The following is a 13,938-nucleotide window of genomic DNA, read 5'->3' on the forward strand; positions in this document are numbered from 1 at the left end:
ATGTCGCGTGCCCTGAATGGCGTGATTCTGCTGGCGTTATTGCTGCTGGTGGCGCTGCCGCTGCTGTTTATCGTGCTGCAAGCGCTGTTTCCCTACTTCGGCGAAGGTAGCTGGCGCGGTGTCTTTAGCGCTTTCCCGGCGCTACTGGACGATCCGCAGCTGACATCGATGTGGCTGGGCACGCTGAAAATCGGCGGCGGCGTGGCGCTGTGCAGTTTGCTGCTGGGCTTACCGCTCGGCGTACTGCGCGGCCTGTTCCGCCTGCCGGGCGCGGCGTTGTGGGATCTGCTGTTTCTGATCCCCTTTCTGACGCCGCCCTATATTGTGGCGCAGTCATGGACGCTGGCGCTGCAACGCAACGGCTATATCGAACAACTCACTGGCATCAACTTCGACAGCCTGCTGTTTAGCAGCAGCGGCATGATTGGCGTGATGACGCTGAACATCTTCCCGGTGGTCTATTTCGCGGTGTCGCGTTCGCTGCTGGCCAGCGGGCAACGTCTTGCCTGGGTGGCGCGCGTGCATGGCGCATCGGCGTGGCGCGGCTTCTGGCACATCACCTTGCCGCTCACCTTACCGGCACTGGCGGGTGGCGTGCTGCTGGCGTTTACGCTGGCGATTGAGGAGTACGGCGTGCCTGCGGCGCTCGGTGCGCAGGCGAAGCTGACGCTGATGACCGTCGGTATTGAAACCAAACTCGCCGACTGGCCGATCGATCTGCCTGGCGCAGCGTCGCTGTCACTGATGCTGAGCCTGATGGCGCTCACGGCGTGGCTGCTGCAGCGCAAACTGACCGGCAGCAGCGATGTGACGGCGGTTGGTGGCAAACCGGTGAGTCAGGAACTGGCGCATGCGGGACGCTTACAAATCTTAATGCTGCTGCCGTTTGCTGTCACCGTGCTGCTGGCGGTGGTGCTGCCGCTCGGCGCGATGACCCTGAGCGGCTTGCTGAATACGCTCTCCGGCGGATTACATCTGAGTAATCTGACGCTACGCCACTTCGGCGCGCTGTTCAGCCAGCAAGGCGATGCGCTGGCGGCCTTCTCCACCAGCATTGGCCTGGCGCTCGGCGCGGCGCTGCTGACCGGCGCGCTGGGTTTTCTGATCGCCTGGCGCGTATCGGAAGGGAAAACCCGTTTGCTGGCGATGATGGATGGCCTGGCGCTGCTGCCTGCGGCGATGCCCGGCGTGGTGGTGGGCGTGGGGTTGATTCTGCTGTGGAACCGCGGTTTCTGGCCGTTTTCGCCCTACAACACGATGTTTATTCTGCTGCTGTCGTACAGCTGTTTGCTGCTGCCGTGGCCGGTGCGTTATGTCAGTAGCGCGCTGCGCCAGCTGGCACCCACGCTGCAACCAGCGGCGCGCGTGCACGGCGCATCACGTGTGCGGGCGCTGCGTCTGATTGTGCTGCCGCTAGTCGCGCCCAGCCTGCTGGCGGCGATGATGATGGTGTTTGCCGTAGCGTCGCGCGAGCTGGTGACATCGCTGCTGCTGGCTCCGGCAGGCACGCAAACCGTGGCGATCTTTATCTGGCGTCAGTTCGAACAGGGCTCGGTGGGACAAGGTATGGCGATGGCCACGCTGACGCTTTGCGCCAGTTTGAGTTTGATGTTGGCGGCCACGGTGCTGATGCGGCGTCATGAAAAATAGTCATACATACCGTAGCGGCGTGATTCATCACGCATAAATATGACATTGATGATTAACATTATTTAAGCCGTGATTGTGAGTTTAACTGTCATCTTATCCACATATTTTAAAACCCATGTCCATGCCGCATTGACCTTACATTTTAAATGGGTAAATTATAGTTTCGATTAGGGATGATTTCTAACCGTAAGGAAACGGCATGTATCACAGTGATTTGATACTCAAGGGCATCAAAGCCGATGAGTTGATGGCGTCACAGCTTGAAAAAGCTCTTATAGGTGTAAAAGACCAGGTACTTCAGCAAGCCAGTAAAATTGGCGACGGAGCAACACGCTTGGTGTATTACACATCTTGCTTCACCGATAACTATCAAGATGTCTGTGCAAAGCTAAAAGAAGAAGACTTGCGCTTCCTGGATGGCATTGCCGAAGTGGTCAAAAGACGTGACATTATCTTTAGGCTGGTTCACATCTATTTTGAAGGAATTTTCAGATTCAAAACACGCGAACAACTTTCAGCAATCAATTCCGGTTTATTAAAAGCAGGCGTGATCATCTCCTCTAACACACTAAACAACCAGACTTTTGTCATTGGAATAACAACAGCTGTTTGCCTTGGCATAGGCTTTAACTCATCCATCGTCGCCTGGACAGGAAAGACCGCCGCGCTAACTGTTACCGGGCTAGGGCTATACGGCATCGTACAACAAGCTGCTGATAGTGCTGAAAGGCTTAGGCTGCAAGCGCCGATGTATTATCAAGCCCTGCACATGCAAAGACTCGAAATGATGTATTTCCTCGTCGAGCCGACTTTTATGAAAGCTCAAGCATTTGAGAGTGACATTACCAATGCAATAATTAACATGGTGAAGTAGGCATGCGTAATTTTCTAAAACAATGGTTAAAGGCGCAGGCATCATATTTCTTTTGGGGCTACGTTCCGCTTGTTTTAATTATTAATTTCGGTGTTTTTGCAGTAACGTACTTTCGCCCCTACGCACTTCAGGCCATAGGGGTTTTGATAATCATTACCTTTGCGTTTGTTGTCTGGTTTAACCGCCCTCGTTAAAATTAAAAGGAACTTAACTATGTCAACTCCAGCTCATTTATGGCTAACAGATGAAAACGGATCCCCTATCGCGGGTGGATGCCTGATGCCTACACGACTCGGCTCAATTGAAATGCGCACTCTAACGCATAACATATCGGTTCCAGCCGACAGACATACCGGAAAGTTAACAGCAGCAAGAATCCATGCCCCAATAGTTTTCCAGAAAGAATTTGACCAGACGACGCCATTATTATTTCGCGCGCTGTGTCAGGGCAGAATACTTAAATCAGCCACGATAAAAATGTATAGAATTAATGAGGCAGGAATTGAAACAGAATACTTTAACATTGTTCTTGAAAACGTAAAAATAACCAGCATTACTCCATCACTCGTACCAGCAGGCATAGCAAGCACACATATGGAAAATGTCGAGATTCGTTATGAAACTATTATGTGGAAATACGTCGATGGAAATATTCAGTTTAAAGATGGTTGGAATGAACGAATGATCGCTTAATTAAATAGTTAACACCTTACCTTGCTCGCTGTTTGTCTGTGCCGATGTTTAAATAAGTATTGATGTCGGCACGGTAAGCCGAGGTGTGAAAATTTCACAGCTACCGCTTGACGTTCATGCAGGTAGCTACGGATGTTGCGTGTTGTAAAAATTTCTCTTTATCTTAAAAAACAGATGGTTAATTTTCATCAACTACACTCTCCTGAGAAATTTTGTCTCAGGAGAGAGAATGAATAACCTGCTTCAGGAAAAAATTGGCCAGAACATCCTGGTAAAACTGGCGATGCTGGTGATTATTCTGGCGGGCATTCGCGCCGCCTCGGACATTCTGGTGCCCTTCTTACTCGCCAGCTTTTTAGCTATTGTGCTCAATCCGCTGGTTACGATGCTAATGCGACGCGGCGTCAAACGTGGCCTGGCGATTACGCTGGTGATCACCGTGATTTTTATCGTCGTACTGTTACTCATTGCTGTACTCGCCAGCTCGGCCAGTGACTTCAGCGATACCTATCCGCAAATCCGCGCCATGCTGGAGCAGAAACTGGCGGTGGTGCAACATTTTGCCGCGCGTTTTCATATCAACATCTCTACCGAAGCGCTGGCTGCGCGCCTCGATCCCAACGTGGTGATGGACATGGCAACATCGGTGCTAAAACAGCTGTCCGGCGCGATGACCAACGTCCTGCTGCTGATCCTCACCGTGGTGTTTATGCTGTTTGAAGTGCGTCATCTGCCGTACAAGATGCGCAATGCGATGGTTAATCCACAAATCCGCATCGCCGGTCTGCACCGCGCGCTGAAAGGTGTGACGCACTATCTGGCACTGAAAACCCTGGTGAGTTTGATTACCGGCGTGGCCGTTTGGCTGTCGCTGCTGCTGCTCGGCGTGAAGTTCGCGCTGTTCTGGGGCGTGGTGGCGTTCATCCTTAATTTCATCCCCAACATTGGCCCGATCATCGCCGGTATTCCGCCATTTATTCAGGCGCTGGTGTTAAATGATATTTATGACGCCATGCTGGTGGCGGCGCTGTTCAGCGCGATTCATATGGTGTTCGGCAACATGCTGGAGCCAAGATTGATGGGGCGCGGGCTGGGACTCTCGACGCTAGTGGTGTTTCTGTCGTTGATTTTCTGGGGCTGGCTGCTGGGTCCGGTCGGCATGTTGCTGTCGGTGCCGCTCACCAGCGTGACCAAGATTTTGATGGAAACCACGCCGGGCGGAAGCCGATTGGCGATTATGTTGGGTAATGGACGGCCGGGTAAACGGGCGCGTTAAGGCTCTTTCACTCAAGGTCGCGCAATAAATTGCGCCGCTACAGATTCAGTGCATGCCGTAGCGGCGTGATTTTACGTTATTGCGTTTGAAACACGCTGTTGTCGGTAATCGCCTGGACATCAACTTTGTTTGGCAGGATGTTCAACTCGCTAAACAAGTCCGACACCTTCTGCACCTTCGCCACATCATCCGGCGTCACGCCACGTACGCCGTGGGAAATACGCGCAGTAATCTGCTGCGCGTCCGCCGGTTGCAGGCGCGTTAACTGCGCATACACCTCGTTATACTGCTGCGGATGCGCCAGCGCCCACTCGCGCGCTTTAGCCAGACGATGGGTGAAATCGGCAATCGCCGCGCGCTTCGCGGGATCGTCGAGCGAGCTTTGCGTGGCGGTGACAAACGACAGCGCGGTTGTCAGCCCTTTGCCGTCACGCAGCAGACGCGCGCCATGCTTTTCCGCAATACCTAAATAGGGATCGAAGGTCGCCCATGCGGTAATCTGCCCGGAGTTAAACGCCGCGCTGGCGTCGGTTGGCAACACAAAACGCACCGGCACCGTATCACGTGGCACTTTCGCCTCTTCCAACGCCTCATACAGCAAGTGCTGCGAGATACTGCCGCGCGCCGACGAGACGACAACCTGCTTGCCAGCCAGATCTTTCACGCTGTGGATCGGCGAATCGGCGGGGACGATCAGCCCGTTCGAACCGGCGTCACCGACGTTGGTGGCGATGATCTTCAGCGGTACGCCGCCCGACGCCGCCATCAGCACCGGCAAATCGCCAGCGTACGAGGTATCGACCGCACCCGCACGCTGCGCTTCAAACAGCGGCGCCGCGCCCTGGAAATTCGCCCAGCGATAGTGATAAGGCGCGTCTTTCATGACATCTGCCGCTTCGATCAGCGAACGCAGATTGCGTGCCTGATCGCCCAGCACCAGCGTGACTTTACTCAAATCAGGCGCCGCCTGACTGCCAAACGCCGCGCACAGCAGCAGCGCAGAAACTACCGGTTTTAGCCATTTCATCGGGGAGATTCTCAGAGTGCGTTGCGGTTGAGCTGGCGGATGTAAGCATCCCAGTGCAGCTGATATTTGCGATTACGGATGCTGTTATCAAACGCCTGCGCGGCTTTCTCGGAAACGGCGTCCGGCAGAATGATCAGATCCGCGCCACCCGATTGTGCCGCCAACTGTGCCTGGCAGGCGCGCTCGAGGTAATAGAGGTTATAGAAAGCTTCTTCAATGCTGCCGCCGCTGGTCAGCAGGCCGTGATTGCGCAGGATCAGCGCGTTAAGATCGCCGAGATCGGCAACGATGCGCTGCTGCTCGTCGAGATCCAGCGCGATACCTTCGTAATCGTGATAGCCGAGGCGATTATGGAAACGCGTGCTGTGTTGCGAAATCATCAGCAGGCCGTTTCGCTGCGCCGAAACGCCAATGCCGGCCGCGGTGTGCGTATGCAGCACCGCATGGGCATCTGGCCGCGCGCGGTGAATCGCACTGTGAATAACAAACCCGGCAAGGTTAATTCCCAGCCCGGTTGGGTCGTCAATAATATTGCCGTCGATGTCGATTTTAACCAGCGTTTCCGCCTGGATTTCATCGAAGGTTTGCCCGAAAGCGTTGATAAGAAAGTGCGGCTGATCGCCCGGTACGCGCAGGGAAAAATGGGTGTAAATATGGTCGGTCCAGCGTAGCTTAGCCGCCAGATGATAAGCCTGCGCCAGTTTGATGCGCGCCTGCCATTCGCCTTCGCTGATGCGCTGCCGTAATGATGTGACATCCAGGGTTTCCGTGCTCATTTCCGCTCCTCATTTCAGGTCAATGTGCTTACCTAACATCGTGGCATAGCGTTTTTGCCGCTGGGAAATGCCAATAACGGCAAAACAATGTCATTAAACGCAAAGTGAGATTGATCATTGACCTGTATCAGACCGGTTTATTCTTAAATCGCTACCCTACACAGCCCTGTGAAAATGGTATGCTGCTGACGCCGCAAGCGCAGCTTAAACCGACTGAGGATTGTCTGGTGCCACTGAAAAAACGACATCACGATTTTGATTGGGTCTTAATCGTTTGTGCCGGGTTGCTGCCGTTGGTGCTCGGCATCCTTTGTACGGCCATCGAAGCGCGTCACACCGTCAGCCAACAGCAGATCTCAACCGCCAATACCTTGATTACTCAGGCTGAAAAGATGAGTGACAACGCCTGGGATATGATCACTGAGATGCGCCAGTATCAGTACCAGCCTTGTGCACAAATCGAAGATCAGCTGCAGCGCGCCGGTACGCTCAATCCCTATTTTCGATCCATTGGTATGCTGAAAGGCAATGACATCATTTGCTCGTCCGCCTTTGGCCTGCGGCATGGCACCCTGACCGAGATGATGATGCAGCCGCCGCCGATAACCGGCAAAGCCTGGTGGAGCATCTCGGTGCACGGAACGGTTGGCGTGCCGAATCGTCCGGCGGTGGTGTTTATGCGTCAGCTTCCCGATACCAGCGGTTTTTGGGCGGTCATCGACGGCCAATATTTGATGGATTTCATGAACGCCATTGGCGGTTCACGCGGTTACCACATGAGCCTGCAATTTAGCGGTGGCGCAGTGATCGCCAGCGGACCGGCTGACATGCAGCCAAAGCTGTATATGAAAAGTGAATCTTTTCAGGCCGACTCCAGCCGCTATCCCATCACCGTTAATGTAACCGTTCCGGCTTCTGAGCTGCTCAAAGCCTGGCGTCAGGCGCTGTTCATCTTCCTGCCGATGGCGGCGATTTTCTCGATTTTGCTGATGATCCTCACCGCCAATTGGCTGCGTCGTCGTATTTCCTGGCACGATGAGATTGGTCGCGCTATCCGCGCCCGCCAGTTCTCAGTGCATTATCAGCCGGTATACAGCAATACCTTGCACGCCTGCGCCGGTGTTGAAGCCTTACTGCGCTGGCAACGGCCCAACGGCGTGATGATTCGTCCGGATATCTTTATCAGCGCCGCTGAAGCCGAAGGGATGATTGTGCCGTTGACGCAGCATCTGCTGGAGTTGATGGCCGAAGATATTCAGAGCTGGCAGGTCGAGCCCGGATTTCACCTCGGGCTGAATCTGGCGGCGGAGCATCTGCAGCATGACGATTTCGTGGCCGATATTGAATTGTTTGCTGAGCGCATCAAAGACAAACAGCTGTGCATCACGCTGGAGCTGACCGAACGCAGCCTGATTGAAGAGGGTGAAAAGGTGGCGTGTAAACTGCGTCATTTGCGCGCGCAGGGCATGAAGGTGGCGATTGATGATTTCGGTACCGGCCACTGTTCACTGACCTACCTGCTCACCTTCCCGCTGGACTACCTGAAAATCGATCGCGGCTTTATCAATGCCATTGAAGGCCTCGACGTGGAAACGCCGGTGCTGGATGCGATTATTAATCTGTGCCACAAGCTGGAACTGGATGTGCTGGGCGAAGGCGTCGAGACCGCAACACAATTTGAGTACCTGCGGCAGCGTGGTGTGATATTTATTCAGGGCTACTATTATGCCCGTCCGCTGGATAATGACCGGCTGCGTGCCTGGCTCAGCGAGCAAGGGCACAAGCCACTTCTCGTTGAGGAACATTATGAGCCTGAACTGCATCATTCTTGATGACTACCAGAACGTCGCCCAGTCGCTTGCCGATTGGGCGTCTCTCGCCCCGCTGGTGCACACCACTTTTCTGACTGAACATTTCGCCGACCAGGATGAATTGGTTAAGCGCATCGCGCACGCCGATATTTTGGTAGTTATGCGCGAACGCACGCCGCTCAGCGCCGAGCTGATTGGCCGCTTGCCCAATCTGAAAATGGTAGTCACTTCCGGCATGCGTAATGCCTCTATCGATTTACATGCCTGCGCGGAACGCTATATCGCGGTGTGCGGTACCGCCAGCAGCAGCGCGGCACCGCTGGAACTGACGTGGGGATTGTTGCTGGGATTGGCGCGCCATATCGTGCCGGAGAATCAGGCGCTGCGCAGCAACGGCGCGTGGCAGCACACCGTTGGCATGAGCCTGCAGGGCAAAACGCTGGGATTACTTGGATTGGGTAAAATCGGCGGCGAGATGGCAAAAGTGGCGCAGGCGTTTGGGATGCGCGTGTGTGCGTGGAGCCAGAATTTAACCGCCGAACGTGCCGCCGAGTGTGGCGCAGAACGTTCGGCATCGCTGGCTGCGCTGCTCAGTAGCAGCGATGTGGTGTCCATTCATCTGGTATTGAGCGAGCGCTCACGCCATTTAATTGATGCAGCGGCGCTGACGCAGATGAAGCCCGGCGCGCTGCTGATTAACACATCGCGCGCCGGCATTGTCGATCAACAGGCGATGATCGCCGCGCTGCAATCGGGTCAGTTAGCCGGTGCGGGATTAGATGTGTTTGAACAGGAGCCGCTGCCCGCCGATCATCCGCTGCGTCAGCTGCCGAACGTGCTGGCGACGCCGCATCTCGGCTATGTCGCCGACAGCAATTATCGCACCTACTTCACGCAGGCGGTGGAAGATATTCAGGGATGGTTAACGGGTGCGCCACTGCGCTCGCTGCTCTGAACGGCCTGCGCGCCGTTTTTCCGCAATGCGCAGCGCCACTTCAAGGCTGTCTTCCGCCAGCGCGCCATTCGGCACATCGCGCTGGGCATTGAGACGTTGATTAATGCGCTCCAGCGTCGGCGTTAACTGCCCCACCAACTGCTGATATTCATCAAGCTGCGTGATGGGTTGGTTACATGCGATGCTGGTTTGCGTCAACCGTTGCAGCTGACGCAAGCTCTCGGTCGCCTGGCGGGAGAGTAATCCGGCCTGACGCCAGCTTTTCAGGCGCTGCAGCAGTTCATCGGGTTGTTGCGCCAATAATGCCAGCTGCGCATCGGTTCGTTCGCCACAGTTAATCCACGCCATTGAGCTAATGGAAACGGCAGTCGTACGCTGTGCCGCAGGCACAAGATTGATAAGATTGCTTTCTACACTGTCGCTCATCGACAGCCAGGGATTCTTAAAAGACTGGGCGTTTATCCTCGACATGAACACTCCACCAAAGCACGGCGGCAGAGTATTACCCAATGTTTTGGAGCTGGCAAGCAGAGGTTGCCGCCTCGCTTAATGGTAAATTTTTCTTATTTATGTGCGCATCAATCAGGTATGGCAATAAAGCCGCGGCATACCAGAATAATTGATTATTTGATCGCCATTGGGGAGTTGATACATCTGATAATAATCACTGTGGGATTCTCGCGCCGAGGTGAAAAGTATCTGCGCAGCGAGTGGCTCGGGCACCGTATCATCGGCCATCGCCTGCACTTTACGGGTATTCACCAGCATAAAATCTCCCTGACGATGCCAGCTACTGACAGAAACGCGATTTAAACGATATTGACGATCCGGCAATGTCACCGTGCCGATTAGCGTTGATGCGCCGCTACCATCCGCTTTAAAACGTGTGCGTACCGTCGCATCCAGCGTACCCGTTGGCTTCCCTTCATTATCAATGCGATAGGGAACATCACACCATTCGGGTACCACAACGGTTGGGCGGACCAACAGCACCCACGCCCAGGGAAGAATGAACGCAATAATAACAACCAATGTGAGTAATGACTTACGCATCAGGTAGCTCCTGATTAGATATCAACCATGAAATACATCCATTATTCTTTTGCTCGATGGGTTGGAGGCAAAGGAAAGCACTGCTGAAGGCACGAATGCGTGAACGGTTGATGTACAGCAACGGCGGGACTGAGCCATCCGGCAGGCGCGGTTTTAACTCGCGGAATCGGCGCATAGCATCCTGAACGACAAAAGAATCGGCAGAAAGTCTTTCATTGATAAAGACCTGCGTCTGCGCTTCCTGACCATAAAATTTAAATTGCATGCCATCATGTTCGGTTGGCGCAAACTCCTGACGGATAATCAGTGCCAGCGCCACATTTAGCAGTAATAATCCCGCCAGCACGCCACGCCACAGCCAGGATTTTTTCTTCACGGCGACCGCTTTCACAGCAGGTTCGGGCTGCACCGTGACCGGCTTTTCAGCTTCAGCAGCAGGCGTAGCGACCTCATTGAAGGATTCGACATCGACCTGCTCGGCCAGCACGCAGCCAATCAGCGGCACCTGATGTACCAATGCACCTGGCGCGTGCGCCTGCTGCGCCAGACGATTGATCTCAGCAATGGTCAACGTTAAGCGATCGGCAAAGGGGATCTCAGAAGGTTCGCGCTGAAACAGCACATGCAATGCCTGATTACGCACCAGCTTGCCTTGGGCATTGAGCACGCGACGTAATACCGCGCTTTGCAGCGGACTTAATGCCACGCGTTGAGCGGGAGAATTGAGTGGATAAAACACCTGTTGGTCGGCATCAAAACAGAGACTTTTGGCAAATAAAACAAAGCGCGCCATATGAAACCTGATTTCCAAAAAAGCAACTCACGCAAGTATATGTAGTTTCGCGAGATGGCGCACGCTTACTGCAAATCGCTGCGTGAAATTGTGGCCTTTTTTCGACGCGTTTTAAGCGCTAACAGGCCACAGCATTAGCTAAAAAATAGCCAGTTAATGGTGAGAACATGACAAATATCACACAAAATCGGTATACTCTGTCGCGGTTGGCAATCATTACTTTCCTAATAATTGCCCGGCAGGGCAGGGAAAAAGCGTTATTTCCCCGCTATGCTTTAATTTTCTCAACGCCGCGGACTGTTGGCATTGTTTGAGTCCGCAGCGTTGAGGATTTTTCGAATTCCAATACAGGGTATCTGCATGAAACTACGTAGGAAGCGTGTAAAACCTATCGGGATTGATGATGTCACCATTATCGATGACTCCCGTTTACGTAAAGCCATTACCGCGGCTTCGCTGGGCAACGCGATGGAATGGTTTGATTTTGGTGTTTATGGCTTTGTGGCTTACGCGCTGGGTAAGGTGTTCTTCCCGGATGCTTCTCCAAGTGTACAGATGATTGCTGCACTGGGTACGTTCTCAGTTCCGTTCCTGATTCGTCCACTCGGTGGTTTGTTCTTCGGCATGTTGGGCGATAAATATGGTCGCCAGAAAATCCTTTCTATTACCATCGTTATCATGTCGATCAGTACCTTCTGTATCGGCTTGATACCGTCCTATGCCTCAATTGGTATTTGGGCACCGATTCTGCTGCTGTTGGCAAAAATGGCGCAGGGCTTCTCGGTCGGCGGTGAATATACCGGTGCATCGATCTTCGTTGCCGAGTACTCGCCTGACCGCAAGCGCGGCTTTATGGGCAGCTGGCTTGATTTCGGCTCCATCGCCGGTTTTGTGCTCGGTGCGGGCGTCGTGGTGCTGATCTCCACCATTATCGGTGAAGAGAAATTCCTCGAGTGGGGCTGGCGTATTCCGTTCTTTATTGCGCTGCCGCTCGGCATTATCGGTTTGTATCTGCGTCATGCCCTGGAAGAAACGCCGGCGTTCCAGCAACACGTTGACAAGCTAGAACAAGGCGACCGTGAAGGTCTGCGCGACGGCCCGAAAGTGTCGTTTAAAGAGATCGCGACCAAACACTGGAAAAGCCTGTTGGCCTGTATCGGTCTGGTGATCGCCACCAACGTGACCTATTACATGCTGCTGACCTACATGCCGAGTTACCTGTCACATAACCTGCACTACTCGGAAGATCACGGCGTGTTGATCATCATCGCTATCATGATGGGTATGTTGTTTGTGCAGCCAGTAATGGGCATGCTGAGTGACCGCTTTGGCCGTCGTCCGTTTGTCATCATCGGCAGTATCGCCCTGTTTGCCTTCGCGATTCCGGCCTTTATGCTGATTAACAGTGGCGTGCTGGGTCTGATTTTTGCCGGTCTGTTGCTGATGGCTGTGATCTTAAACGCCTTTACCGGTGTAATGGCATCCTCGCTACCTGCGATGTTCCCAACCCACATTCGCTACAGCGCATTGGCAAGTGCCTTCAATATTTCGGTACTGATTGCCGGTCTAACGCCGACATTCGCCGCTTATTTAGTGGAAGCCACTAACAATCTGTATATGCCGGCTTACTACCTGATGGTTGTCGCGGTGATTGGTTTGATTACCGGTATCTTCATGAAAGAGACCGCCAATAAGCCGCTGCGCGGTGCCACGCCAGCCGCGTCGGACATGGATGAAGCACGTGAGATCCTGCAGGAGCATCACGACAACATCGAGCAGAAAATCGAAGATATTGATGACGAGATCGCCAAGCTTGAGGCGAAACGTAAAAACCTGGTGCAGCAGCATCCGGACATCAACGAGTAATCTTCCCTACTCCCGCCGCCCGGCGGGAGTTTTCGTTTCCGCACACAATCCTTCATGCGCAGCCGCGAAAAGGGGTAAACTATTGCCACTTTTTTAACCTGCATAAGTTGTAGAGCATGTCTGAATTTAATCTGATCCAGCGCCCAAGAAGGCTGCGCAAAAGCGCGTCAATGCGCGAAATGTTCCAGGAATCTCACCTCAGCATCAACGATTTGGCACTACCAATTTTCGTTGAAGAAGGCGTGGACGATTATGTGCCCATTAACGCCATGCCGGGCGTGGTGCGTATCCCCGAGAAACGTTTAGCTTATGAGATTGAACGTATTGCCAAAGCGGGCATTCGTTCAGTGATGACCTTCGGTATTTCCCACCACACCGACGCCACCGGCAGCGATGCCTGGAATGAAAACGGTTTAGTGGCGCGTATGTCGCGTATCTGCAAAGACACCGTGCCAGAAATGATCGTGATGTCTGATACCTGCTTCTGCGAATACACCAGCCACGGCCATTGCGGCGTGCTGTGCGATCACGGCGTCGATAACGACCAAACGCTGATTAACCTCGGCAAGCAAGCCGTGGTTGCGGCACAAGCCGGCGCAGACTTTATCGCTCCTTCTGCCGCGATGGATGGCCAGGTGAAAGCCATTCGCCAGGCGCTCGACGCCGCCGGCTTCACCGATACCGCCATCATGTCTTATTCGACGAAGTTCGCGTCCTCCTTCTACGGCCCGTTCCGTGAAGCCGCAGGCACCGCGCTGAAAGGCGATCGTAAGACTTACCAGATGAATCCGATGAACCGCCGTGAAGCGCTGCGCGAGTCGCTGCTTGATGAAGCGGAAGGTGCAGATTCTCTGATGGTAAAACCGGCTGGCGCTTACCTCGATATCCTGCGCGATATCCGCGAACGCACCACGCTGCCGCTCGCTGCGTACCAGGTGAGCGGTGAGTACGCGATGATCAAATTCGCCGCGCAGGCGGGTGCCATCGACGAACGTAATGTGGTTCTGGAGAGCCTTGGCGCGATTAAACGTGCCGGCGCGGATCTCATTTTCAGCTATTTTGCCCTTGATCTCGCTGAGCAAAAAGTGCTCTGATTATCGTTACGCCTGGCATCGGACATCGCATACCGTTGCCAGGCGCTTTCAGCCTTTGTGGCTTAAATAC

13 protein-coding genes are annotated in these 13,938 nt (G+C 53.9%); 8 read left to right on the top strand and 5 right to left on the bottom strand.

Features of this window, described 5'->3' with window-relative positions:
* From PZBJ_RS12335 to PZBJ_RS12355, 4 genes are all read left to right on the top strand, one after another.
* Nucleotides 1–1,650: an ABC transporter permease gene (locus PZBJ_RS12335; RefSeq protein ID WP_101762700.1), complete on the top strand. Its 1,650-nt coding sequence runs from the start codon at nt 1–3 to the stop codon at nt 1,648–1,650.
* Nucleotides 1,651–1,849: 199 nt separating this feature from the next.
* On the top strand, nt 1,850–2,524 hold the full coding sequence (locus PZBJ_RS12340; protein ID WP_101762701.1) for a hypothetical protein: 675 nt from the start codon (nt 1,850–1,852) through the stop codon (nt 2,522–2,524).
* A 213-nt stretch (nt 2,525–2,737) separates the two neighbouring features.
* Entirely contained in the window at nt 2,738–3,217 is a 480-nt protein-coding gene (locus PZBJ_RS12350) for an Hcp family type VI secretion system effector (RefSeq protein ID WP_101762703.1), read from the top strand.
* Between the two features lie 229 nt (nt 3,218–3,446).
* Nucleotides 3,447–4,493: an AI-2E family transporter gene (locus PZBJ_RS12355; protein ID WP_101762704.1), complete on the top strand. Its 1,047-nt coding sequence runs from the start codon at nt 3,447–3,449 to the stop codon at nt 4,491–4,493.
* 76 nt (nt 4,494–4,569) lie between these two features.
* Here PZBJ_RS12355 and PZBJ_RS12360 read toward each other — a convergent pair whose 3' ends face one another.
* Together PZBJ_RS12360 and PZBJ_RS12365 are read right to left on the bottom strand one after the other, a co-directional pair.
* Nucleotides 4,570–5,520, bottom strand: coding sequence for an ABC transporter substrate-binding protein (locus PZBJ_RS12360; protein ID WP_101762705.1), 951 nt, complete (start codon nt 5,518–5,520; stop codon nt 4,570–4,572).
* A gap of 11 nt (nt 5,521–5,531) precedes the next feature.
* Nucleotides 5,532–6,296, bottom strand: a complete 765-nt coding sequence (locus PZBJ_RS12365) for a class II aldolase/adducin family protein (protein WP_101762706.1) — start codon at nt 6,294–6,296, stop codon at nt 5,532–5,534.
* A gap of 227 nt (nt 6,297–6,523) precedes the next feature.
* Here PZBJ_RS12365 and PZBJ_RS12370 point away from each other — a divergent pair, with 227 nt between their 5' ends.
* Together PZBJ_RS12370 and PZBJ_RS12375 are read left to right on the top strand one after the other, a co-directional pair.
* Entirely contained in the window at nt 6,524–8,128 is a 1,605-nt protein-coding gene (locus PZBJ_RS12370) for an EAL domain-containing protein (protein WP_101762789.1), read from the top strand.
* Nucleotides 8,103–9,062, top strand: coding sequence for a D-2-hydroxyacid dehydrogenase family protein (locus PZBJ_RS12375; RefSeq protein ID WP_101762707.1), 960 nt, complete (start codon nt 8,103–8,105; stop codon nt 9,060–9,062). The genes PZBJ_RS12370 and PZBJ_RS12375 overlap by 26 nt, the downstream gene beginning before the upstream one ends.
* On the opposite strand, the gene PZBJ_RS12380 is transcribed toward PZBJ_RS12375, so the two are convergent.
* The 3 genes from PZBJ_RS12380 to PZBJ_RS12390 all read right to left on the bottom strand — a co-directional run bounded on the left by PZBJ_RS12380 (nt 9,030) and on the right by PZBJ_RS12390 (nt 10,908).
* Nucleotides 9,030–9,533: a hypothetical protein gene (locus PZBJ_RS12380; protein WP_101762708.1), complete on the bottom strand. Its 504-nt coding sequence runs from the start codon at nt 9,531–9,533 to the stop codon at nt 9,030–9,032. The genes PZBJ_RS12375 and PZBJ_RS12380 overlap by 33 nt on opposite strands.
* 111 nt (nt 9,534–9,644) lie before the next feature.
* Nucleotides 9,645–10,115, bottom strand: coding sequence for a hypothetical protein (locus PZBJ_RS12385; RefSeq protein ID WP_101762709.1), 471 nt, complete (start codon nt 10,113–10,115; stop codon nt 9,645–9,647).
* Nucleotides 10,108–10,908: a hypothetical protein gene (locus PZBJ_RS12390; protein ID WP_101762710.1), complete on the bottom strand. Its 801-nt coding sequence runs from the start codon at nt 10,906–10,908 to the stop codon at nt 10,108–10,110. Before PZBJ_RS12390 ends, PZBJ_RS12385 begins: the two co-directional genes overlap by 8 nt.
* A gap of 360 nt (nt 10,909–11,268) precedes the next feature.
* Here PZBJ_RS12390 and proP point away from each other — a divergent pair, with 360 nt between their 5' ends.
* Together proP and hemB are read left to right on the top strand one after the other, a co-directional pair.
* The gene (gene proP / locus PZBJ_RS12395) at nt 11,269–12,774 is read left to right on the top strand and encodes a glycine betaine/L-proline transporter ProP (protein WP_101762711.1); all 1,506 of its coding nucleotides are present in this window, start codon (nt 11,269–11,271) and stop codon (nt 12,772–12,774) included.
* Between the two features lie 116 nt (nt 12,775–12,890).
* On the top strand, nt 12,891–13,868 hold the full coding sequence (hemB, locus tag PZBJ_RS12400; RefSeq protein ID WP_101762712.1) for a porphobilinogen synthase: 978 nt from the start codon (nt 12,891–12,893) through the stop codon (nt 13,866–13,868).
* Nucleotides 13,869–13,938 lie beyond the last annotated feature (70 nt).

Origin of the sequence: Pantoea endophytica (genome assembly GCF_002858935.1) — a bacterium.
Lineage (GTDB): Bacteria > Pseudomonadota > Gammaproteobacteria > Enterobacterales > Enterobacteriaceae > Pantoea > Pantoea leporis.

Coding starts and splice junctions, on each gene's coding strand:
- PZBJ_RS12335 (WP_101762700.1), top strand. CDS start 1: ATGTCGCGTGCCCTGAATGGCGTGATTCTGCTGGCGTTATTGCTGCTG.
- PZBJ_RS12340 (WP_101762701.1), top strand. CDS start 1,850: ATGTATCACAGTGATTTGATACTCAAGGGCATCAAAGCCGATGAGTTG.
- PZBJ_RS12350 (WP_101762703.1), top strand. CDS start 2,738: ATGTCAACTCCAGCTCATTTATGGCTAACAGATGAAAACGGATCCCCT.
- PZBJ_RS12355 (WP_101762704.1), top strand. CDS start 3,447: ATGAATAACCTGCTTCAGGAAAAAATTGGCCAGAACATCCTGGTAAAA.
- PZBJ_RS12360 (WP_101762705.1), bottom strand. CDS start 5,520: ATGAAATGGCTAAAACCGGTAGTTTCTGCGCTGCTGCTGTGCGCGGCG.
- PZBJ_RS12365 (WP_101762706.1), bottom strand. CDS start 6,296: ATGAGCACGGAAACCCTGGATGTCACATCATTACGGCAGCGCATCAGC.
- PZBJ_RS12375 (WP_101762707.1), top strand. CDS start 8,103: ATGAGCCTGAACTGCATCATTCTTGATGACTACCAGAACGTCGCCCAG.
- PZBJ_RS12380 (WP_101762708.1), bottom strand. CDS start 9,533: ATGTCGAGGATAAACGCCCAGTCTTTTAAGAATCCCTGGCTGTCGATG.
- PZBJ_RS12385 (WP_101762709.1), bottom strand. CDS start 10,115: ATGCGTAAGTCATTACTCACATTGGTTGTTATTATTGCGTTCATTCTT.
- PZBJ_RS12390 (WP_101762710.1), bottom strand. CDS start 10,908: ATGGCGCGCTTTGTTTTATTTGCCAAAAGTCTCTGTTTTGATGCCGAC.
- proP (WP_101762711.1), top strand. CDS start 11,269: ATGAAACTACGTAGGAAGCGTGTAAAACCTATCGGGATTGATGATGTC.
- hemB (WP_101762712.1), top strand. CDS start 12,891: ATGTCTGAATTTAATCTGATCCAGCGCCCAAGAAGGCTGCGCAAAAGC.